A 23,137-nucleotide genomic window follows, 5' to 3' on the forward strand; every position below is an offset into this window, starting at 1 on the left:
CTAAGGCCACCCGTCTGGTAATTGATCTTGTGGCAGGTCGAGGCGAGTCGTTGCCGCAGGTGGATGGGCGTGGTCGGCCGTGGCGTGACCTGCCCGAGCGGCATGGGCCGTGGCAGACCGTCTATGAGCGGTTTGCCCGCTGGGAGGCGGAGGGCGCGTACCCGGGCAAGGCTGTCGGAGCATGTGCAGGTCCGCGACGACACGGAGGGCCGGGTGGAGCGGACCGTCGCCGTCGACCCCACGATCGACCGTGCTCACCAGCACGCCGCCGGCGTTCGTGCTCACGCCCGGCAACGCCAACGACGCCACCGCATCCGGTCGGGGACGCTGCCTAGCGGGGAGTGCGGAAACGGTTGAGGAGTTCCGACGCCGGGTGCGGGCCCGCCTGCTCGGGCTGGCGCGGCAGGCGGTGCGGCATCGAGCCGTACCAGCTGCGCGAGACGGCGTAGCCGAAGGCCAGACAGATCATGCCGCCCACGGCGTCGAGCCAGAAGTGGTTGGCGGTGGCGACGATGACGACGAGGGTCGCCGTCGGGTAGAGCAGGCCCAGGATCCGTACCCAGGGGGCCGAGGCGACCGCGAAGATCGTCAGGCCGCACCACAGCGACCACCCTATGTGCATGGAGGGCATCGCGGCGTACTGGTTCGACATCTGCTTGAGGTTCCCGGAGGCCATGGAGCCCCAGGTGTGGTGAACCAGCACGGTGTCGATGAAGTTCTGTCCGTTCATCAGCCGGGGCGGCGCGAGCGGGTAGAAGTAGTAGCCGACCAGGGCCACGCCGGTGGTGGCGAAGAGGACCAGGCGCGTGGCCGCGTACCGCCCGGGGTGGAGGCGGTAGATCCACACCAGCACACCGATGGTCACGACGAAGTGGAGCGTGGCGTAGTAGTAGTTCATGCCCACGATCAGCCACGTCACGGAGTTGACGGCGTGGTTGACCGACTGCTCGACGGCGATGCCGAGGGTCTTCTCGGCCTCCCAGATCCAGTCGGCGTTCGCGAGGGCGATCGACTTCTGCTCGGGCACGGCGTTGCGGATCAGCGAGTAGGTCCAGTAGCTGACGGCGATCAGCAGGATCTCGAACCAGATCCGCGGCCGGCGCGGGGCGCGCAGCCGGGGGAGCAGGGCGCGGTCGGACTCCGGGCGGGTCTCGGTCTCGACCACTACGGGTGAGGAGACGTCCGTCCGGGTTTCCAGTGTCTTCACGCTCGATTCACCCATGGGGAGAGAGTCTGCCAGATGAGCTCTCGCCTTCGATCATCCCTCGGTACGGTCTTCGGCGCAGCCGGTCCGACTCAGGTACCTCCGAGGTCCCACTCAGGTCCCACTCAGGTACGACTCGGGGTGCGGCGCTGTCCGGGGCCCGAGGCCGTGGAGCCGCGCACCACCAGTTCCGGCAGGAACACGAACTCGCTGTGGGGGGCCGGCGTACCGCCGATCTCCTCCAGCAGCGTCCGGACCGCCGCCTGTCCCATCGCCTGCACGGGCTGGCGGATGGTGGTCAGCGGAGGGTCGGTGAACGCTATGAGCGGGGAGTCGTCGAAACCGACCACCGAGACGTCCTGCGGGACCCGCAGCCCCTGCTGGCGGGCCGCCCGGATCGCGCCGAGCGCCATCATGTCGCTCGCGCACACCACCGCCGTGCAGCCGCGTGAGATCAGCGCGGAGGCGGCGGCCTGGCCGCCTTCCAGCGAGTAGAGGGAGTGCTGGATCAGTTCCTCGGTCTCGGCCTCGTCGAGTCCGAGCCGTTCCTTCATGCCGGCCCGGAAGCCCTCGATCTTGCGCAGGACCGGAACGAACCGCTTCGGTCCGACGGCGAGGCCGATGCGGGTGTGGCCGAGCGCGGTGAGGTGGGTGACCGCGAGGTGCATCGCGGCGCGGTCGTCGGGGGAGACGAAGGGGGCCTGCACCTTGTCGGAGAAGCCGTTGATCAGGACGTAGGGGACGCCCTGCCCGCGGAGTTGGTCGTAGCGGCCCATGTCGGCCGTGGTGTCGGCGTGCAGACCGGAGACGAAGATGATCCCGGAGACCCCGCGGTCGACGAGCATCTCGGTCAGCTCGTCCTCGGTGGACCCGCCGGGTGTCTGCGTGGCGAGGACCGGCGTGTACCCCTGGCGGGTCAGGGCCTGGCCGATGACCTGGGCGAGCGCCGGGAAGATGGGGTTGTCGAGTTCGGGGGTGATGAGGCCGACGAGGCCGGCGCTGCGCTGGCGGAGTCGCACGGGGCGCTCGTAGCCGAGGACGTCGAGCGCGGCCAGCACGGATTCGCGGGTGCCCGCGGCCACACCGGGCTTGCCGTTGAGCACGCGGCTGACTGTGGCTTCGCTGACCCCCGCCTGGGCTGCGATGTCGGCTAGCCGTGCGGTCACGGGATTGGACTCTACCGGTCGCCGTGTCACCTAGGAACCTGGGTGCGCGGAGTGAGACGTCCGGGTTTGCGTACGGGTTTCGCGTGCGCGTGCGGATGCGGTGGCCCCGGGCCCGGGGCGGGGCGGGGCGGGGGCGTCATGGGGTCCACCAGGTGCAGGAGTCCGCGGGCAGGCGGACGGTGCGGCCGTCCGTTTCCACGGGGGCGCTGGAGAGTACGGGGCGGCCGGGCGCGGGCAGTTCGACGGGGTCGGGGCGGGTGTTGAGGGTGCAGGCGAAGCCGGGGCGGGTGAAGAGGAGGACCCCGTCGGGTGCGGACTGCCAGCCCATCCCGCGGGGGTCGGCCGGCCCGCCGGCCTCGGGGGCGCCCAGGCCGGGGAGGGCGCGGCGCAGTTCGAGGGCGGCGCGGTAGAGCTCCAGCGTGGAGTGGGGGTCGCCGGTCTGGGCGGCGACGCTGAGCCCGGCCCAGGCGTCGGGCTGAGGCAGCCAGCTGCCGGCGGGTCCGAAGCCGTAGGGGGGCTCCGACCCGGCCCAGGGGATGGGGACGCGACAGCCGTCGCGCAGCCCGTCCTGCCCCTCCGCCTCCGGCGCGGTCAGCAGACCGGGGTCGCCCCCGCCCCCGGTTTCGGCCTCCGGCCGGACCCCGCTCCCGGCCTGCGGCCCGTCCCCGCTCCCGGCCTCCGGCCCCGCCCCGGTTTCGGCCTGCGGCCGGGTGGGGTTCGGCCCCGGTGTGATGTGCAGGGTGGCTTGTGGCCGGCTGCCGGGCCGGGCCTGCGGCCAGGTCGCCGGCGCGGTCCGCGGCTCGGGTTCTGCCTCCGGCCGGGTGGTCCCGTGCCCCTGCGGCGCGACGGGCAGGGGGTGCGCCTCAGGCGCGGTGTGCGGGTCGGGCTCCGGGCCGGCCACGTATCCGGCCTGCGGCCGGGCACTCGTCCCGGCCGCAGGCCAGGGCTGTCGGTTCGCCTGCGGCGGGGTGGGGGTGCCCCCGGACTCCGTCCCGGGCCGTGGGCCGGGTCCGGCCTCCGGCCCGCGGGACCCCTGCGCCTGCGGCGCGGTCTGCGGATCGGCCTCCGGGCCGGGCCCGGTTTCGGCCGCAGGCCGGGTACCTGGGGTGGGCTGCGGATCGGGCTCCGGGCGGGGGGTGGGGATCGGCTGGCGGCGCCCGCGGCGGAAGGCCGGGTCCTGGCGGGCTGTGGCGGGGAGGTCGGTGACCTCGGGGAGGCCCAGTTCCTCGCCCTGGTAGAGGTAGGCCGAGCCGGGGAGGGCCAGCATCAGGAGGGCCGCCGCGCGGGCTCGGGCCAGGCCCCGGGGGCCGCCGCCGTAGCGGGTGACGTGACGGACCACGTCGTGGTTCGACAGGACCCAGGTGGTGGGGGCGCCCACCGCCGTCGTGGCGGCCAGGGACTCGTCGATGACGGTGCGCATCGCCTCCGGATCCCACGGGCACGTCAGGAAGCGGAAGTTGAACGCCTGGTGCAGCTCGTCCGGGCGGACGTACAGGGCGAGCCGCTCCGAGGTCGGGGCCCAGGCCTCGGCGACCCCGATGCGCCGCCGCGGCCCCTCGTAGGAGTCGAGGAGGCGCCGCCACGCGCGGTGGATCGCGTGGACCCCGTCCTGGTCGAAGAAGGGCAGCGGCTCGCTGCCGATGAGCGTGGCCTGGGCACCGCGCCCGATGTCCGGCAGGCCGTCCGCCTTGACCATGCCGTGCGCGACGTCGATGCGGAACCCGTCCACGCCCAGGTCGAGCCAGAAGCGCAGGACCGAGTCGAACTCCGCCATGACCTCCGGGTGGGTCCAGTCGAGGTCCGGCTGCTCGGGCGCGAAGAGGTGCAGGTACCACTCGCCGTCCGCGACCCGCGTCCAGGCGGGGCCGCCGAAGATCGACTCCCAGTCGTTCGGCGGGAGCTCCCCGTCCGCGCCCCGCCCGCGGCGGAAGAGGTAGCGCTCCCGCGCCCCCGGCTCGCCGGCGAGGGCCGCCCGGAACCACGGGTGCTGCTCCGAGGTGTGGTTCGGGACCACGTCCACGATGACCCGCAGCCCGAGCGCGTGCGCGGCCCGGACGAGCTCGTCGGCGTCGGCCAGGTCTCCGAAGAGCGGGTCGACGGCCCGGTAGTCGGCTACGTCGTAGCCGCCGTCCGCCTGCGGGGAGACGTAGAACGGCGTGAGCCACACCGCGTCGACCCCGAGGCGGGCGAGGTGGGGCAGGCGGGAGCGGACGCCGCGCAGGTCGCCGATCCCGTCGCCGTCGCTGTCGGCGAAGGAGCGCACGTACACCTGGTAGATGACGGCATCGCGCCACCAGTCACCGCTCGCAGTCGTCGTGTTGCTGTAAGCGCTTGCAAGGCCGACGGCCGTCGACTCATGGGTCATATCGGGGTCAACGCGACTGCATGCCCCCTGGTTGCGGGCCCGGGCAGTCGAAGGTGACTCGAACTAACAGCAAGCTGCGGCAACCGTCCGGACACACGGATGTAACGATCGCCTCCGCTTGCAGAAAGTTTGCGCAAGGCCTTTCGGTCCTCTTTCAGTCTTGTTACGTTCCTGGCAACTCGGGACCGCGAGGGCGCGGCCGGGATCATCGAAGGAGTTCATATGCGGCGTGGCATAGCGGCCACCGCGCTGGTCGCGGCCCTGGCGCTCGCGGCGACGGCTTGCGGCGGTGACGACAAGGGCGACGGCGGGACCGACGCCGGCGGCGAGCTTTCCGGCACGGTCACGTGGTGGGACACCGCCAATGACGCCGAGAAGGCGAGCTTCCAGAAGATCGCCGAGGGCTTCACCGCGAAGCACCCGAAGGTGACCGTCAAGTACGTCAACGTTCCGTACGGTGACGCGCAGAACAAGGTCAAGAACGCCTTCAGCAGCGGTTCCGACGCGCCTGACGTGATCCGCGCCGACGTCGGCTGGGTCGCGGACTTCGCCTCCCTCGGCTACCTCGACGAGGTTCCGGCGGACATGGCGAAGAAGGTCGACGCCGAGTTCCTGCCGCAGGCCGCGGCCAGCGGCAAGTACGAGGGCAAGACCTACGCGGTGCCGCAGGTCATCGACACCCTCGGCCTCTTCTACAACAAGAAGATGCTCGCCGACGCCGGCGTCCAGCCCCCCAAGACGCTGGCCGAGCTGAAGACCGCCGCCGAGGCGATCAAGGCGAAGACCGGCAAGGCCGCCCTCTACCTGCGCGGCGACGACTCGTACTGGTTCCTCCCGCTGATCTACGGCGAGGGCGGCGACCTCGTCGACGCGAAGAACAAGACGGTCACCGTCGACAACGAGGCGGGCGTCAAGGCCTTCAAGACCGCCCGTGACCTGGTCGCCTCCGGCGCCGCGGTCACCAACGCCACCGACGGCTACGCCAACATGCAGACGGCCTTCAAGACCGGCGAGGCCGCCATGATGATCAACGGTCCGTGGGCCGTCGCCGACACCTACGCCGGCGACCAGTTCAAGGACAAGGCCAACCTCGGCATCGCCGCCGTCCCGGCCGGCTCGGTCAAGGCCGGCGCCCCGCAGGGCGGCCACGACCTCGGCGTCTACGCCGGCTCGAAGAACCGCGCCGCCGCGCACGCCTTCGTCGAGTACATGACCTCGCAGGAGGTCCAGGTCCAGTCCGCCAAGGAGCTGAGCCTGCTGCCGACCCGTACCGCCGCCTACGAGCAGCCGGACGTCAAGAGCAGCGAGATGGTCGCGTTCTTCAAGCCGGCCGTGGACAAGGCCGTCGAGCGCGCCTGGATCCCCGAGAACGGCTCCCTCTTCGAGCCGCTGAAGGTCGAATACACCAAGGCGATCACCGGGGCTTCGAGCCCGGAGGACGCGGCCAAGGCGGCCGGTATCGAGTTCCGTAAGATCCTCAAGGGCTGGAAGTAACGAAACGATGGCTGCTGACACCAGCCAGTCTGTGGTGAAGGCCGCGGACGACGGAGTCGGGAACGACTCCGCCGTCCGCGGCCGGAGCCGCTGGACTGACAGCGGGAACACAGGGAACGCACGGAGGAAGGGCGGCCTGAGGCACGCCCTCGCCACCCACTGGTACGCCTGGGCCATGGTCGCCCCGGTCGTGCTCGTCCTCGGCGTGATCATCGGCTGGCCGCTCGTCCGCGGCGTCTACCTGTCGCTGACCGACGCCAACGAGCGCAACGTCGCCCGTGACATCGGCGCCCGCCACATCGACGCCACGTACGAGTTCATCGGACTCGACAACTACACGGCGGTGCTCGGCGACCCGGTGTTCCTGCAGCGGCTGGTGTGGACGGTGATCTGGACCGTCGCGTGCGTGTCCATCACGTTCGTGCTCGGACTGACCCTCGCCAACATGCTGAACCGGCAGTTCCGGGGCCGCGCCGCCTACCGCATGGCGCTCATCCTGCCCTGGGCCGTGCCCGGCTTCGTCTCGGTCTTCGCCTGGCGGTTCCTCTTCAACCGCGACAACGGCATCCTCAACAAGGTCCTCGACGGCGGCGGCATCGCCGCCGTGCCGTGGCTCGACGACCCGACCTGGGCCAAGTTCTCGGTCATCGCCGTCAACGTCTGGCTGGGCATCCCCTTCATGATGGTCGCCCTCCTCGGCGGCCTGCAGTCCATCCCCGGCGAGCTCTACGAGGCAGCCGAGATGGACGGCGCCACCGCCTGGCAGCGCTTCCGGCACATCACCCTGCCCGGGCTGCGCACGGTGAGCATGACGGTGATCCTGCTCTCCACCATCTGGACCTTCAACATGTTCCCGGTGATCTTCCTGCTCACCCGGGGCGGGCCAGGAGACTCCACGGAGATCCTGGTGACCCAGGCCTTCCGGGAGGCCTTCATCACGAGCCCGCGCGACTTCGCCGTCTCCGCGACGTGGGGCGTACTGATCCTCCTGCTGCTCATGATCTTCGCGCTGGTCTACCGGCGCTCGCTGCGCAAGCAGGGAGAGGTGTGGTGACCATGACCAGCACGCGTACCAGGGGCAGCCGCTCCCCCCTCGCCTCCGTCGGCCTGCACGCGACCCTCGTCGTCGCGTCCGTCATCGCCGTCTTCCCGGTCCTGTGGATCCTGCTGACCTCGCTCAAGCCCGCGCAGCACGCGATCACCACGGACTTCGTCAAGGAACCCACGCTCAGCAACTACACGTACCTGCTGGAGTCGAGCCACTTCCTCGACTGGTTCCTCAACTCCGTCCTGGTCGCCGGCGTCACCACCGTCCTCGGTGTCTTCATCGCCGCCACCACCGGATACGCGGTCAGCCGGTTCAAGTTCCCCGGCATGAAGCCGCTCATGTGGACCCTGCTCATCACGCAGATGTTCCCCATGGCCATCCTGATCGTCCCGCTCTACAACCTGATGGGGCAGCTCGGGCTGCTCAACCAGCCCGTCGGCCTGATCATCACCTACCTCACCATCGCCGTGCCGTTCTGCGCATGGATGATGAAGGGCTTCTTCGACACCATCCCGGTCGAGATCGACGAATCCGGCCGCGTCGACGGACTCAACCCCTTCGGCACCTTCTGGCGGCTGATCCTCCCGCTCGCCAAGCCCGGACTCGCCGTCACCGGCTTCTACGCCTTCATCACCGCCTGGGGCGAGGTCGCCTACGCCTCCGCCTTCATGGTCGGCGAGGAGAACCTCACCCTGGCCGGCGGTCTGCAGACCTTCGTCACCCAGTACACCTCCAACTGGGGTGCGATGAGCGCCGCCTCGGTCCTCATCGCGATCCCCGCGGCGATCTTCTTCGTTTTCGCCCAGCGTCACCTCGTCGCCGGGATGACGGCAGGCGCCACCAAGGGCTGACCACCCGAGCCTGCCCGTTCCACCTCCCGGCCCGACCTCTCCAAGGACGACATGACCCAGCACCTCGCCGACGCACTTCCCACCGCCACCGGCACCACGCCCGGCTGGTGGAGAGACGCGGTGATCTACCAGGTCTATCCGCGCAGCTTCGCCGACTCCAACGGGGACGGCATGGGGGACCTCGAAGGCATCCGCAGCCGCCTGCCCTACCTCAAGGAGCTGGGCGTCGACGCCGTCTGGCTCAGCCCCTTCTACGCCTCCCCGCAGGCCGACGCCGGCTACGACGTCGCCGACTACCGGGCCATCGACCCCATGTTCGGCACCCTGCACGACGCCGACGCCCTGATCCGCGAAGCCCACGGCCTGGGCCTGCGGATCATCGTCGACCTCGTCCCGAACCACTGCTCCGACCAGCACGAATGGTTCAAGCAGGCGCTGCGCGAAGGGCCCGGGTCGCGGCTGCGGGAACGCTTCCACTTCCGTCCCGGCAAGGGCGGGAACGGCGAACTGCCGCCCAACGACTGGGAGTCGATCTTCGGCGGGCCCGCCTGGACCCGGGTCGCGGACGGCGAGTGGTACCTGCACCTCTTCGCCCCCGAGCAGCCCGACTTCAACTGGGAGCACCCGGCCGTCCAGGACGAGTTCCGCTCCATCCTGCGGTTCTGGCTCGACCTCGGCGCCGACGGCTTCCGCGTCGACGTCGCCCACGGCCTGGTCAAGGCACCCGGCCTGCCCGACCTCGGCGCCAGGGACCAGCTCAAGCTGCTCGGCAACGACGTCATGCCCTTCTTCGACCAGGACGGCGTCCACGAGATCTACCGCTCCTGGCGCCGGATCCTCGACGAGTACGAGGGCGACCGCGTCCTGGTCGCCGAGGCCTGGACCCCGACCGTCGAACGCACCGCCCGCTACGTGCGCCCCGACGAGATGCACCAGGCCTTCAACTTCCAGTACCTGACGGCCGACTGGAACGCGGACGCCCTGCGCGAGGTCATCGACGGCTCGCTGGCCGCGATGCGCCCGGTCGGCGCCCCCACCACCTGGGTGCTGTCCAACCACGACGTCACCCGCCACGCCACCCGCTACGCCAACCCCGCGGGCCTCGGCACCCAGCTGCGCGAGCCGGGCGACCGCGAGCTCGGCCTGCGGCGGGCCCGCGCGGCGACCCTGCTGATGCTGGCGCTGCCCGGTTCGGCGTACGTCTACCAGGGCGAGGAGCTCGGCCTGCCCGACGTCACCGACCTGCCGGACGAGGTCCGCCAGGACCCGTCGTTCTTCCGCGCGGCCGGACAGGACGGCTTCCGCGACGGCTGCCGCGTCCCCATCCCGTGGTCGGGTACCGAGGCCCCGTACGGCTTCGGCACCGGCGGCAGCTGGCTCCCGCAGCCGGCCTCCTGGGCCGAGCTGAGCGTCGAGGCGCAGACCGGCGACCCCTCCTCCACCCTGGAGCTGTACCGGGCAGCCCTGCGGCTGCGCCACGAGCACCCGGACCTGGGCGAGGGCGAGTCGGTGGACTGGCAGGACGCTCCCGAGGGCGTCCTGGTCTTCCGCCGCGGGGACTTCCTCTGCGCGGCCAACACCACCGGCACGGCGGTGCGGTTCCCCGTCACCGGCGAGGCCCTGCTGTCCAGCGGCGCGACGGTCGAGGACGGCGTGCTGCCGGCCGACACCACGGTGTGGTGGCAGGTGACGTCGGGGTGACCTCCCCCCTCCGGCTGACGGACATCGCCGCGCAGGCCCAGGTCAGCGAGGCGACCGTCAGCCGTGTGCTCAACGGGAAGTCAGGCGTCGCGGCCGGCACCCGGCACAAGGTGCTGGCCGCGATGGACCTGCTCGGCTACGAGCGGCCCGTGCGGCTCAAGCGCCGCAGCAACGGCCTGGTCGGACTGCTGATCCCGGAGCTCACCAACCCGATCTTCCCGGCGTTCGCGCAGGTCATCGAGCAGGCCCTGGCCGGGCACGGCTACACGCCGGTGCTGTGCACGCAGACCCCGGGCGGGGCCACCGAGGACGAGCTGGTGGAGCAGCTGGAGGCGCGGGGCGTCACCGGCATCGTCTTCCTGTCCGGGCTGCACGCCGACGCGCACGCGGACCCCGCCCGCTACCAGCGCCTCGCCTCCCGCGGGCTGCCGTTCGTGATGATCAACGGCTTCAACGAGCAGGTGAACGCCCCCTTCATCTCCCCGGACGACCGGGCGGCCGCCGAGATGGCCGTACGGCACCTCCAGGACCTCGGGCACGAACGGATCGGGCTGGCCATCGGGCCGACCCGGTACGTGCCCTCGGCCCGCAAGGAGCAGGGCTTCCGGTCCGTCGTCCCGGACGCGGAGGCCGAGGGGCGGATCCAGCGCACCCTCTTCACGGTCGAGGGCGGGCACGCCGCAGGCGGCGCCCTCCTCGACCGCGGCTGCACGGGCATCGTGTGCGGCAGCGACCCGATGGCGCTCGGGGTGATAAGGGCCGTGCGCGAGCGGGGCCTGCGGGTGCCGGAGGACGTGTCGGTCGTCGGCTTCGACGACTCGCCGCTGATCGCCTTCACGGACCCGCCGCTCACGACCGTCCGCCAGCCGGTACGGGCGATGGCGACGGCCGCGGTCGGCGCCCTGCTGGAGGCGGTGTCGGGGACACCGGTCCAGCGCACGGAGTACGTCTTCCAGCCGGAACTGGTGGTCCGAGGCTCGACGGGCCAGGCGCCGGAGTAGGGGCGGGGCGGGATCGGCTGGGCGGGTCCCCACCCCCGCGGCCCCGCCCTCCGGGCCGGTGGCTGCCCACCCACCTCAGGGCGCGGTGTGGTCGGGGCACGGCGGCAGATGGCGGGGCGGCGGCTTCGACGGTGCGGGGTGGTGTGGGGGGCGGGAGCTGCCCGGGCCTTGGTCAGTGACGCGTATGGGGGTTTCCGTCAGTCCCATCGTCTCTCCGTGTCGAGCCGGTCCGTCAAGGGCGCTCCTTCGTCGCGTCGCTTCGCGAGGGCCTTCGGCCCCCCTTGACCGACCGTCCCGCCCCGGAAATCCGAAAGACTGCCGGGAAACCCCCAAAGGAACGGGCCGGGGGAGCAGGACACTTAGGGGCGGTGCCCTGCGCGGGCGAAGCCCGGCACGCCTCCAATCGCTACGCGCTCCTGTCGGAAGGCGTCCGCAGGCATCTTGGGCTGGGCATAAGCCGCCTCCAATCNGCCTCCAATCGCTACGCGCTCCTGTCGGAAGGCGTCCGCAGGCATCTTGGGCTGGGCATAAGCCGCCTCCAATCGCTACGCGCTCCCGCCGTAAGGCGTCCGCAGACCGCCTGGGGCCGGGCATAGGCCGCCATCGATCGCTACGCGCTTCTCGATCACGCGTCCGCAGTTCGTCTGGGGCGGGTCATAGGCCGCAGAGGACCGATTCGCTCCTCGTGGGCGGCGTCTGCGGGCTGTCTGGGGGAGGGAAGGCGTCGGATGACGGCTGAGGTGAAGCCAATCCAGGTCAGGGCGTGTGCACGCCTCAAAGAGCCTTCAATATGCCCCAATTGCCCATGATTGGGCGAGTGGTTGGGATGGTGTCTTGGTCTTGTCGGGGGTTGGCATCGGCTCAGCCGATGGATCGCCCCTCCGCCCCTCGAATCACCCCCCTCCCAGCCCCAAACGAGGGCCGGACGCCGTCTCGGAGGAGCGCGTAGCGATCGATGGCGGCCTATGCCCAGCCACAGGGACTCCCGGGTGCCGTCCATGGGGAGCGAATTGGCCTCTGTGGCTTATGACCCGCCCCGGACGGTCTGCGGACGCGTGATCGAGAAGCGCGTAGCGATTGGAGGCGGCTTATGCCCAGCCCAAGATGCCTGCGGACGCCTTCCGACAGGAGCGCGTAGCGATTGGAGGCNGATTGGAGGCGGCTTATGCCCAGCCCAAGATGCCTGCGGACGCCTTCCGACAGGAGCGCGTAGCGATTGGAGGCGTGCCGGGCTCCGCCCGCGCAGGGCACCGCCCTAAGTGTCCTGATCCCCCGGCCCGTCCCTTTGGGGGCTTCCCGGCAGTCTTTCGGATTTCCGGGGCGGGGCGGTCGGTCAAGGGTGGCCGAAGGCCATCGCGAAGCGACGCGACGAAGGAGCGCCCTTGAGGGACCGGCCCGAACCGGAGAGACGATGGGACTGACGGGAAACCCCCAGCACATCACCGACTCCCGGCCCAGTGGATCCCGCTCCCTCACACCGCCCCGCGCGGGCTCCGCCCCCGCCTCGCGCCTGCCGCCCCCGCCTCCGGCCCGCCGTGCGGGTCCGTCGCGCCGAAACCCTGCTTCCCGCGCCGCCGTTCCGCCTGCGGCACCTTCCCTCCGCCGTGAACTCGCCTTGTTGGGGCCCAAGTCCACAGGGGCGGTCGGAGGACACGCCTCGGAAACAATCCTGCAATCTCTTGCGCAAACTCTTGCAGGGCTTCCACCTGGCACCTACGGTCGCTCCAATCCCCACCTCTTCCGCCAGGAGGCCCCCGCATGCCTGCCAGAGCCGTCAGAGCTGCAACTCTTTTCACCGCCACCGCACTTGCCGCCGCCGCGCTCACCGCCATCGCGCCGCAGGCCGCTGCCACGCCCCCCGGCGAGAAGGACGTGACCGCCGTCCTCTTCGAGTGGCGCTTCGACTCCGTCGCCAAGGCCTGCACCGATTCCCTCGGCCCCGCCGGGTACGGGTACGTGCAGGTCTCGCCCCCGCAGGAGCACGTCCAGGGCAGCCAGTGGTGGACCTCGTACCAGCCCGTCAGCTACAAGATCGCCGGTCGGCTCGGCGACCGCGCCGCCTTCCAGGCGATGGTCGGCGCCTGCCACGCCGCGGGCGTCAAGGTCGTCGTCGACTCGGTCATCAACCACATGGCCGGCCCGGCGGACGCCGGCGCGACCCTGACCGGAACGGGCGGTACTTCGTACACGAAGTACAACTACCCGGGGATCTACTCGGGCGCCGACATGGACGACTGCCGGGCGACGATCTCGAACTACCAGGACCGCGGCAACGTCCAGAACTGCGAGCTCGTGCAGCTCGCCGACCTCGACACGGGCGAGGACTACGTGCGGGGCCGGATCGCCGGCTACCTCAACGACCTGCTCTCGCTGGGCGTCGACGGCTTCCGCATCGACGCCGCCAAGCACATGCCCGCCGCCGACCTCGCCAACATCAAGTCCCGGCTGACGAACCCCGGCGTCTACTGGAAGCAGGAGGCGATATTCGGCGCGGGGGAGGCCGTCTCGCCGGGCGAGTACCTCGGCAACGGCGACGTGCAGGAGTTCCGCTACGCCCGGGACCTCAAGCGGGTCTTCCAGAGCGAGAACCTGGCCTACCTGAAGAACTTCGGTGAGGCATGGGGGTACATGCCCTCCGCCCAGAGCGGCGTCTTCGTCGACAACCATGACACCGAGCGCGTCGGGGACACCCTGACCTACAAGGACGGGTCCGCCTACACCCTCGCGAACGTCTTCGCGCTGGCCTGGCCGTACGGGTCGCCGGACGTGCACTCCGGCTACGAGTGGACGGACAAGGACGCCGGCCCGCCGAACGGCGGTACCGTCAACGCCTGTTACTCGGACGGGTGGAAGTGCCAGCACGCCTGGCGGGAGATCTCCTCCATGGTCGGCTTCCGCAACGCGGCCCGCGGGCAGGCCGTCGGCAACTGGTGGGACAACGGCGGCGACCAGATCGCCTTCGGGCGCGGTTCCAAGGCCTACGTCGCGATCAACCACGAGGGCTCGGCGCTGACCCGGACGTTCCAGACCTCGCTCGCCGCCGGCGACTACTGCGACGTGCAGAGCGGGCGCACCGTCACCGTCGGTTCCGACGGCCGGTTCACCGCCACGCTCGGCGCCGGGACCGCCCTCGCCCTGCACGTGAACGCCCGTACCTGCGCGGGCACCCCGGCGGGCTCCGGCGGGGCGGCCTTCGCCGTCAACGCCACCACCGTGCCGGGGCAGAACATCTACGTCACCGGTGACCGCGCCGAGCTCGGCAGCTGGAACACCGGCGGCGCCCTCAAGCTGGACCCGGCTGCCTACCCCGTGTGGAAGCTCGACGTCACCCTCCCGGCCGGCACGTCCTTCGCGTACAAGTACGTCCGCAAGGACGCCTCCGGGAACGTCACCTGGGAGAGCGGCGCCAACCGCACGGCCACCGTCCCCGCGAGCGGCAAGGTCACGCTGACCGACACCTGGCGCAGCTGAGCCGCCGCCCCACAGACCAGGGCCGCCCGGCACCACCTTCCCCGCCCCCGCCGGGCGGCCCTCATCCATGCGACACGTACACAAGGAGACCCGCCTTGATACGCCCTGCCGCAGGAGTGCTCGCCGCCGCGCTGGCCGTGACACTCCTGCCCGCACTCCCCGCCGCGGCCGCCGAGGCCAAGGCGCCCGCCCCGCCCTCGGACGCGAAGCTGGCCGCCGAGCCGGCCCGCCACGACCTGACCCGCGAGCAGTTCTACTTCGTGCTCCCGGACCGGTTCGCGAACGGTGATCCGGGCAACGACCGCGGCGGGCTGACCGGCACCCGCCTCCAGACCGGCCTGGACCCGACCGACAAGGGCTTCTACCAGGGCGGCGACCTCAAGGGGCTGACCGACCGGCTCGACTACATCAAGGGGCTCGGCACCACGGCCATCTGGATGGCGCCGATCTTCAAGAACCAGCCGGTGCAGGGCAAGGGCGACGACGTCTCCGCCGGCTACCACGGCTACTGGATCACCGACTTCACCCAGGTCGACCCGCACTTCGGCACCAACGCGGATCTGGAGCGGCTGATCGACAAGGCGCACGCGAAGGGGATGAAGGTCTTCTTCGACGTCATCACCAACCACACCGCCGACGTGGTCGACTACCGGGAGGCGTCCTACTCGTACCTGTCGAAGGGGGCGTTCCCCTACCTGACGAAGGACGGGGTGCCGTTCGACGACAAGACTGTTTTTGAATCAAAGGCGGCTGCCGACGGGAACGGGAAGTTCCCGAAGGTGGACGGGGAGTCCTTCCCGAGGACCCCGTTCGTGCCGGACGCGAAGAAGAACCTCAAGGTGCCGGGCTGGCTCAACGACCCGACGATGTACCACAACCGGGGTGACTCCACCTTCGCCGGGGAGTCCTCCGAGCAGGGCGACTTCTTCGGCCTCGACGACCTGTGGACCGAGCGTCCCGAGGTCGTCAGCGGGATGGAGAAGATCTACGAGAAATGGGTCGGGGACTTCGACATCGACGGCTTCCGCATCGACACGGTCAAGCACGTCAACACGGAGTTCTGGACGCAGTGGGCGACGGCCCTCGACGCGTACGCGGCCAAGCGCGGACGCGACGACTTCTTCATGTTCGGCGAGGTCTACTCCGCCGACACCGCCGTCACCTCCCCGTACGTGACGCGCGGGAAGCTCGACGCCACCCTCGACTTCCCGCTCCAGGACGCGATCCGCGCCTACGCCTCCCAGGGTGCGGCGGCCTCCCGGCTGGGCTCCGTCCTCGCCGACGACTACCGCTACACCTCGGGCAAGGCCAACGCCTACGAGCAGGTGACCTTCCTCGGCAACCACGACATGGGCCGCTTCGGGACCTTCCTGAAGCAGGACCGGCCGGGCGCCACCGAGCAGGAGCTGCTGGGCCGCTACCGGCTCGCCAACGAGCTGATGTTCTTCTCCCGCGGCAACCCGGTGATCTACTCCGGTGACGAGCAGGGCTACACCGGCGCCGGCGGCGACAAGGACGCCCGTCAGCCGCTGTTCGCGTCGAAGACGGCCGACTACCTCGACGACGACCAGCTCGGAACGGCGCGCACGCACGCGAGCGACGCCTACGATCCGGAGCACCCGCTCTACAAGGAGATCAGCGCTCTCTCGAAGCTGACCAAGGCCCACCCGGCCCTGCGCGACGGCATCCAGAGCGAACGTTTCTCCGACGGCTCCGTGTACGCCTTCGCGCGCACCGACGCCCGCACCCGCACCGAGTACCTGGTCGCCGCCAACAACGGCGCCGAGTCCCGCACCGTGGAGATCGACGCCCCGGCCGGCACCCAGTACCGCACCCTGTACGGCGGCACCGCGCTGATCCGCGCCTCCGCCGCCGGAAAGCTCACCGTCGTCGTCCCCGCCCTCGGTTCGGTCGTCCTGCGGGCCGTCGCCCCGCTCGCCGCCCCCACCGCCAAGCCCGCGCTGACGCTGAAGGCCCCGGCCCCCGGCGCCACCGGCACCGTCGAGCTGTCCGCCGACGTCACCGGCGGCGGCCTGAACCGGGTCGTCTTCGCCGCGCAGACCGGCAACGGCAAGTGGCAGGTCCTCGGCTCCGCCGACCACGCCCCCTACAAGGTCACCCAGCACGTCGACGCCAAGACCCCCGCCGGGACCCCCCTGCGCTACAAGGCCGTCGTCGTCGACTCCGCCGGCCGCACCGCGAGCGCCCTCGCCCAGTCCGTCACCGGCCAGGCCCCGCCCGTCGAGGTGCCCACCGCCACCCAGCGCGACTACGCGGTCGTCCACTACAACCGCCCCGACGGCGACTACACCGACTGGCGGCTGTACGCCTGGGGCGACATCGCCGAGGGCGAGGCCACTCCGTGGCCGGCCGGTCACGGCTTCACCGGCCGTGACGCGTACGGCGCCTTCGCGTACGTCAAGCTCAAGCCCGGTGCCTCCTCGGTCGGTTACCTCGTCATCGACAAGGACGGCAACAAGGACGTCGCCGCCGACCGCACCATCGACGTGACGAAGACCGGCGAGATCTGGCTGGAGCAGGGCAAGGAGCCCGCCCGCACCGACCGCCCGCCCTACCCGCCGCAGGACCAGGGCAAGGCCGTACTGCACCACCACCGCCCCGACGGCGCCTACGACGGCTGGGGCCTGCACGTGTGGACCGGGGCCGCGACCCCGACCGACTGGTCCAGGCCGCTGCTCCCCGCCCGCTTCGACTCCTACGGCGCGGTCTACGAGGTCCCCCTCGCCGCCGGTGCCACCAGCCTCAGCTACATCCTCCACAAGGGCGACGAGAAGGACCTCCCCACCGACCAGTCCCTGGACCTGAAGGCCACCGGCCACGAGGTGTGGATGCTGGCCGGCCAGGAGAAGCACCTCCTGCCGCAGGCCGCCGGCTCCGCCGCCGCCCTGGACCTCACCAAGTCCCAGGCCGTCTGGATCGACCGCGACACCGTCGCCTGGAACGCCCCCGCGGCCGCCGCCTCCGTCCAGCTCCTCGCCTCCCGCGAAGGCGCCGTCAAGGCCGAGAACGGCACCCTGACCGGCCCGGCGCAGTGGCTGCGGCTGAACCGGACCGAGCTGACCGCCGCCCAGAAGCAGAAGTTCCCGCACCTCGCCGCGTACACCGCCTTCGGCGTCGACGCGCGCGACCGCGACCGGGTCCGGGAAGCCCTGCGCGGCCAGCTCGTCGCGAGCGCCCGCGCCGCGAACGGGGCGGTCCTCGCCGCCACCGGCGTCCAGCTCGCCGGCGTCCTCGACGACCTGTACGCGACGACCGCGGCCCTGGGCCCGGTCTTCAAGGACGGCCGCCCCACCCTCTCGGTCTGGGCGCCCACCGCCCAGCAGGTCTCCCTCGAACTCGACGGCCGCACCGTCGCCATGCGCCGTGACGACGCCACCGGCGTCTGGTCGGTGCGCGGCGAGCGCTCCTGGACCGGCAAGCCGTACCGCTACGCGGTGACCGTCTGGGCCCCCAGCACCCGCCAGGTGGTCCGCAACCTCGTCACCGACCCCTACTCCACCGCCCTGACCGCCGACTCCACGCACAGCCTGGCCGTGGACCTGGCCGACCCCAAGCTCGCCCCGCCCGGCTGGAAGCAGTTGCGCAAGCCCGCGGCCGTGCCCTTCACCTCCGCGCAGATCCAGGAGCTCCACATCCGCGACTTCTCCGTCGCGGACCGCACCAGCGGCCACCCCGGCCAGTACCTGGCCTTCACGGACACCGCCTCGGCGGGCATGCGCCACCTGCGCGACCTGGCCGGCGCCGGCACCTCCTACGTCCACCTCCTGCCCGCCTTCGACATCGGCACCATCCCGGAGAAGGCGGCGGACCGCACCGAGCCCGCCTGCGACCTCACGGTGTACGCGCCGGACTCGCAGGAGCAGCAGGCCTGCGTGGCGGCGGCCGCCGCGAAGGACTCCTACAACTGGGGCTACGACCCGCTGCACTACACCGTTCCCGAGGGCAGCTACGCCAGCGACCCGAACGGCACGGCCCGCACGGTCGAGTTCCGCAGGATGGTCCAGTCCCTGAACGGCGCCGGGCTGCGCACGGTCATGGACGTCGTCTACAACCACACGGTCGCCGCCGGCCAGTCGGACAAGTCGGTCCTGGACCGCGTCGTCCCCGGCTACTACCAGCGGCTGCTGGCCGACGGCAGCGTCGCCACCTCCACCTGCTGCGCCAACACCGCTCCCGAGAACGCCATGATGGGCCGCCTCGTCGTGGACTCGGTCGTCACCTGGGCCAAGGAGTACAAGGTCGACGGCTTCCGCTTCGACCTGATGGGCCACCACCCGAAGGCCAACATCCTGGCGGTGCGCGCCGCCCTCGACGCCCTGACGCCCGCCAAGGACGGCGTCGACGGCAAGAAGATCGTGCTCTACGGGGAGGGCTGGAACTTCGGCGAGATCGCCGACGACGCCCGCTTCGTACAGGCCACGCAGAAGAACATGGCCGGGACCGGCATCGCCACCTTCTCCGACCGGGCGCGCGACGCGGTCCGCGGCGGCGGCCCCTTCGACGAGGACCCGCGCGTCCAGGGCTTCGCGTCGGGCCTGTTCACCGAGCCCAACGGATCTCCGGCCAACGGCACCCCGGCCGAGCAGCGGGCCCGCCTCCTGCACGCCCAGGACCTGATCAAGGTCGGCCTCTCCGGGAACCTCGCCTCGTACGCCTTCACCGACACCTCCGGGCGCCGCGTCAAGGGCTCCGAGGTGGACTACAACGGCGCCCCGGCCGGCTACGCGGCCGCCCCCGGCGACGCCCTCGCCTACGCCGACGCCCACGACAACGAGACCCTCGCCGACGCCCTGACCTTCAAGCTCCCGCCCGCCACCAGCAATCGCGACAAGGCCCGTATGCAGGTCCTGGCCATGGCGACGGCCACCCTCTCCCAGGGCCCGGCGCTCTCCCAGGCCGGCACCGATCTGCTGCGCTCCAAGTCCCTGGACCGCAACTCCTACGACAGCGGCGACTGGTTCAATGCCATCCAGTGGGACTGCCGGGCCGGCAACGGCTTCGGCCGCGGGCTGCCCCCGGCCGCCGACAACGCCCCGAAGTGGCCCTACGCGAAGCCCCTGCTGACGGGACCGGCGCCCACCTGCGCCGACATCACCGCCACCGCGGCGGCCCACCGCGACCTGCTGAAGATCCGCAGCACCGAACCGGAGTTCGCGCTCACCACGGCGGAAGCCGTCCAGTCCCGGATGGCCTTCCCCCTCTCGGGCCGGGAGGAGACCCCGGGCGTGATCACCATGACCCTGGGCGACCTGGTGGTCGTCTTCAACGCCACCCCCACCGCCCGGCCCCAGCGCGTCTCCGCCCTCGCGGGCACCGCCTACCGCCTGCACCCGGTGCAGGCCGCCGGCTCCGACGCAACGGTCAGGCAGTCCGCCTACGACGTGACGACAGGAGAGTTCACCGTCCCCGCCCGCACCGTCTCCGTCTTCACACGACGGTGAGCCGGTCGAGCCGCTTCTCCAGCAGGATCACCCCGTAGACCCTGCCGTCCTTGCCCCGCTTGTCGGGGAGCTCCCCGACCACCCGGTAGCCCGCGTCCAGGTAGTACGCGAGCAGCCGGGGGTTGGTGGAGACGCAGTCCAGCCGCGCCCGCTCCCGCCCGGTCCTGGCCGTCCGCCGCTCGGCATGTTCGAGCAGGCGGCGCCCGGCCCCGGCGGGGGCGGTCTCGCGCGACACCATCAGCCGGTGCACGTAGCCGGCCACGGGAGGCTGGATCCCCCAGGCCTCCTCGTCGGACCACCACAACTCGTAGGCCCCGCAGATCCGCCCGTCGGCGTCGCCCGCGAGCCACACCTCTCCGTCGTGCATCTTCGACCGGAAGTGCGCCGCGTCCTTGTCACCGGGCTTCCACTGCTCGATCCCGTGCTTCTGCATCCAGCGGGCGGCCTCGTCGTACAGCCGCACCAGCGTCCCGGCGTCCTTCTCCACGGCAGGCCGGAACAAGATCCCGTCGTCAATGATCACGCGGGCATTATCGGCGATCACCACCGGTTGTGATCAAGAGAGTGCGCACAATGCGCGCCCCGTCACACCGCGGGTGCCACTGGGCCCGGGACGAGCCCGACCAGCCGCCCGACCAGCTCCCCGAAGGGCCCGTCCGCGGGCTCACCGGCCAGGATCCGTACAAGGATGCCCGCCATCTCCGCGTCGTACGCCGCGCTCACCGCCGCCAGCGCCGCGAAATCGTGCACCAGCTGCAGCTCCAGCTCGGCCCGCGGGATCCGGCGTCCGTCCAGCCAGATCAGCGCCGTGGACTCGGCGAGCGAGACCCAGGAGCGCACCACCAGCTCCAGCCGGGCCGGCACCTCGTCGGGCCCGATCCCCAGGTGCGTGAGGATCTGCTCGTACGCCGCCTGCCGGACCTCGTCGATCATCGCGTTGGCGCGGCTGCTCCCGGCCGCCGGACCGCCCCGCATCAGCGCCGAGAAGCCCGGCCCGTGGTCCTCGACGAACGCGAAGAACCGCCCCATCACCCGCAGCAGACGCGCTCCGAGCGGCCCCTCCCGGGGCTCCACGAACCGCTGCGCCAGCTCGTCGGCCGCCCGCCGCAGGGCCGCCTCGTACAGGCTGAGCTTGCCGGGGAAGTAGTGGTAGACCAGCGGCCGGGATATCCCCGCGGCCGCCGCGATCTCGTCGATCGACACATCGTCGGGCGACCGGTGGCTGAACAGCTCCAGGGCAACCCCGATCAGCTGTTGCCGCCGCTCCTCGACACCCATCCTGCGCCGTACTCCGGTCGTCATGCGGACACCCTACTGGGGAGCGTTCACAGGTCCAGGGCGAGGCGGTCCCCCTTCGCGCGCGAGACGCACAGCAGCATCGACTCCCCGCGCTCCTGGTCGGTGAGCAGGTCGTCGCGGTGGTCCACCTCGCCCGCGAGGACCCGGTGTTGGCAGGTCCCGCAGAAGCCCTGCTCGCACGAGTACGGCGTGTCCGGCAGCTCCCTGCGTACCGCGGCGAGCGTGCTCTCCTGCGCGCCGACCTCGACGACCCGTCCCGAGCGGCGCAGTTCGACCGTGAAGGCCCGCGCCGGACCGGGCGCCGCGGACGGCGCGAAGCGCTCCAGGTGCACGGCCGCCGGATCGCGGACCGCCGCGGTGACGGCCTCCATCAGGGGTTCCGGGCCGCAGCAGTAGACCAGGGTGCCCGGCGCCAGGGTGGCGAGCGGGGTCAGGTCCGGCAGCCCCACCTCGTCCTCGGGATGGACCGTGACCCGGTCGCCGTGGACCGCGAGGTCGTCCAGGAAGGGCATCGAGTCGAGGGAGCGGCCCCCGTACAGGAGGGTCCAGTCGGCGCCGGCCGCGGTGGCGGCGCGGAGCATCGGCAGGATCGGGGTGATGCCGATGCCGCCCGCGACAAACGCGTACGACGGGGCCGGGAGCAGCGCGAAGCGGTTGCGTGGGGGCCGCAGTTCCAGTTCGGCGCCCTCGACGAGCTGGGTGTGCGCCTCGCGGGAGCCGCCGCGGCCGTCCTCGACCAGCCGGATCGCGATCCGGTAGCGGCCCTCGTCGGCCGGGTCGCCGCACAGCGAGTACTGGCGGACCAGGCCCGAGGGCAGGGTGACGTCCACGTGCGCGCCAGGCGTCCACGCGGGCAGCTCCGGTGATTCCAGGGTCAGTTCCAGCACGTCCTGCGCCGGCAGGGTACGGGAGACGATCAGCGCGCGCAGCGCACGGCGCGGGGAGTGGCCCGAGACGGGCACCTCCAGCGCCGGCAGCGGCCACAGCGGGGACCGTGCGATCCGGCGGTTCAGGGCCCGCCGGGCCGTCCAGGCGGCACCGGCGACCGTCGTGGCCGTCATGACGGCGAGGGCGCGCCTCATGCCCGCACCCCGCCGTTCGCGCCGGGGGAGGAGGCCAGGTAGGCCACGGCCTGGGCGGTGGAGCCCTCCTGGGAGGGGTGGTAGGTACGGGAGAGGTACTTGGGGATGGACTTCAGCATGGAGCCCGTCGAGGGGAGTACGCCCTGCTGTCCGGCCATGAAGAACTGCCCGAAGGAGGCCTTGCCGTCGACGAGGTGGGGGTCGTTCTCCATGAAGAAGCGGACCCCGCGCTGCCAGAGGAAGACCAGGGCGGCGAAGGCCGTCGCCCAGGTCCGGGCCCGGCGCCGGTAGCCGCCGTCGACGTGCATGAACAGGTCGAAGGCCACCGAGCGGTGCTCGACCTCCTCCGCGCCGTGCCAGCGCAGCAGGTCCAGCATGGTGGGGTCGGCGCCCCGCCGGTCGAGGGCGTCGGCGTTCAGGACCCAGTCGCCGAGGAACGCCGTGTAGTGCTCGATGGCCGCGATCATCGCGACCCGTTCCATCAGCCACCAGTGCCGGGCCCGGCCCGGGGGCAGGGTCCGGTCGCCGAGCAGCTTCTCGAACAGCCAGTCCACCTGGGCGGTGTAGGGGGTCGGGTCGAGACCCAGCCGCTTCAGGTGGGGGAGGACGTCGTCGTGGGCGGCGGCGTGCATGGCCTCCTGGCCGATGAAGCCGACGACGTCCTCCCGCAGCCGCTCGTCCTTGATGTACGGGAGCGCCTGCTTGTAGACGTGCACGAACCACCGTTCCCCGGCGGGCAGCAGCAGATGCAGCACATTGATCATGTGCCCGGCGAAGGGTTCGCCGGGCAGCCAGTGCAGCGGGGTGTCCTCCCAGCCGAAGGACACGTTCCGGGGCCTGAGGTCCACGTGTTCCGACGCCACGGGGGCGGGCGCGAGAGGCGTATTAGACATGGCGTCAATGTACTGACCGGTACAGGAGGTGAGAAGACCCCTGCGCCGACTTCTCGCGCCCGCCGCGACAGGCGGGCGGACCTGCCCGGCTAGTGCTGTG

General features: G+C 71.4%; 14 protein-coding genes and 1 pseudogene. 8 read left to right on the forward strand and 7 right to left on the reverse strand.

Annotation, left to right across the window (positions count from 1 at the left end; translation table 11 throughout):
* Window positions 1–14: 14 nt before the first annotated feature.
* Window positions 15–279, forward strand: a pseudogene (locus tag AAT21_RS35115) (transposase); the annotation flags it as partial.
* 52 nt (window positions 280–331) lie between these two features.
* On the opposite strand, the gene AAT21_RS03180 reads toward AAT21_RS35115, so the two are convergent.
* The 3 genes from AAT21_RS03180 to AAT21_RS38600 form a co-directional block, all read right to left on the reverse strand.
* Window positions 332–1,222 carry a phosphatase PAP2 family protein gene (locus tag AAT21_RS03180; RefSeq protein WP_046775132.1) on the reverse strand — a complete coding sequence of 297 codons (891 nt, stop codon included), beginning with the start codon at window positions 1,220–1,222 and terminating at the stop codon, window positions 332–334.
* A 107-nt stretch (window positions 1,223–1,329) separates the two neighbouring features.
* Window positions 1,330–2,370, reverse strand: coding sequence for a LacI family DNA-binding transcriptional regulator (locus tag AAT21_RS03185; protein ID WP_046775133.1), 1,041 nt, complete (start codon window positions 2,368–2,370; stop codon window positions 1,330–1,332).
* Window positions 2,371–2,506: 136 nt separating this feature from the next.
* Window positions 2,507–4,735, reverse strand: a complete 2,229-nt coding sequence (locus AAT21_RS38600) for a glycoside hydrolase family 13 protein (protein ID WP_079025405.1) — start codon at window positions 4,733–4,735, stop codon at window positions 2,507–2,509.
* A 222-nt stretch (window positions 4,736–4,957) separates the two neighbouring features.
* Here AAT21_RS38600 and AAT21_RS03195 point away from each other — a divergent pair, with 222 nt between their 5' ends.
* From AAT21_RS03195 to pulA, 7 genes are all read left to right on the forward strand, one after another.
* Window positions 4,958–6,229, forward strand: coding sequence for an extracellular solute-binding protein (locus AAT21_RS03195; protein WP_046775134.1), 1,272 nt, complete (start codon window positions 4,958–4,960; stop codon window positions 6,227–6,229).
* Between the two features lie 7 nt (window positions 6,230–6,236).
* Window positions 6,237–7,283 carry a carbohydrate ABC transporter permease gene (locus AAT21_RS03200; RefSeq protein WP_046775135.1) on the forward strand — a complete coding sequence of 349 codons (1,047 nt, stop codon included), beginning with the start codon at window positions 6,237–6,239 and terminating at the stop codon, window positions 7,281–7,283.
* Window positions 7,284–7,285: 2 nt separating this feature from the next.
* The gene (locus AAT21_RS03205) at window positions 7,286–8,128 is read left to right on the forward strand and encodes a sugar ABC transporter permease (RefSeq protein ID WP_037927691.1); all 843 of its coding nucleotides are present in this window, start codon (window positions 7,286–7,288) and stop codon (window positions 8,126–8,128) included.
* Window positions 8,129–8,179: 51 nt separating this feature from the next.
* On the forward strand, window positions 8,180–9,829 hold the full coding sequence (locus AAT21_RS03210; RefSeq protein ID WP_046775136.1) for a glycoside hydrolase family 13 protein: 1,650 nt from the start codon (window positions 8,180–8,182) through the stop codon (window positions 9,827–9,829).
* Entirely contained in the window at window positions 9,826–10,830 is a 1,005-nt protein-coding gene (locus AAT21_RS03215) for a LacI family DNA-binding transcriptional regulator (RefSeq protein ID WP_235438662.1), read from the forward strand. Before AAT21_RS03210 ends, AAT21_RS03215 begins: the two co-directional genes overlap by 4 nt.
* A 1,758-nt stretch (window positions 10,831–12,588) precedes the next feature.
* On the forward strand, window positions 12,589–14,301 hold the full coding sequence (locus tag AAT21_RS03220; RefSeq protein ID WP_046775138.1) for a carbohydrate-binding module family 20 domain-containing protein: 1,713 nt from the start codon (window positions 12,589–12,591) through the stop codon (window positions 14,299–14,301).
* Between the two features lie 95 nt (window positions 14,302–14,396).
* A complete protein-coding gene (gene pulA, locus AAT21_RS03225) occupies window positions 14,397–19,763 on the forward strand; it encodes a pullulanase-type alpha-1,6-glucosidase (protein ID WP_107081184.1) in 5,367 nt (1,788 codons plus the stop codon).
* On the opposite strand, the gene AAT21_RS03230 is transcribed toward pulA, so the two are convergent.
* From AAT21_RS03230 to AAT21_RS03245, 4 genes are all read right to left on the reverse strand, one after another.
* Window positions 19,750–20,286 (reverse strand): GNAT family N-acetyltransferase, encoded by a 537-nt coding sequence (locus AAT21_RS03230; RefSeq protein ID WP_030961691.1) that lies wholly within the window; start codon window positions 20,284–20,286, stop codon window positions 19,750–19,752. The two genes, pulA and AAT21_RS03230, sit on opposite strands and share 14 nt — an antisense overlap.
* Before the next feature lie 62 nt (window positions 20,287–20,348).
* The gene (locus AAT21_RS03235) at window positions 20,349–21,065 is read right to left on the reverse strand and encodes a TetR/AcrR family transcriptional regulator (RefSeq protein ID WP_046775139.1); all 717 of its coding nucleotides are present in this window, start codon (window positions 21,063–21,065) and stop codon (window positions 20,349–20,351) included.
* 23 nt (window positions 21,066–21,088) lie between these two features.
* On the reverse strand, window positions 21,089–22,144 hold the full coding sequence (locus AAT21_RS03240) for a PDR/VanB family oxidoreductase (RefSeq protein ID WP_046775140.1): 1,056 nt from the start codon (window positions 22,142–22,144) through the stop codon (window positions 21,089–21,091).
* Window positions 22,141–23,037: a metal-dependent hydrolase gene (locus AAT21_RS03245; protein WP_046775141.1), complete on the reverse strand. Its 897-nt coding sequence runs from the start codon at window positions 23,035–23,037 to the stop codon at window positions 22,141–22,143. The genes AAT21_RS03240 and AAT21_RS03245 overlap by 4 nt, the downstream gene beginning before the upstream one ends.
* Between the last annotated feature and the right edge of the window lie 100 nt (window positions 23,038–23,137).

This window comes from Streptomyces yangpuensis, assembly GCF_001005295.1.
Lineage (GTDB): Bacteria > Actinomycetota > Actinomycetes > Streptomycetales > Streptomycetaceae > Streptomyces > Streptomyces yangpuensis.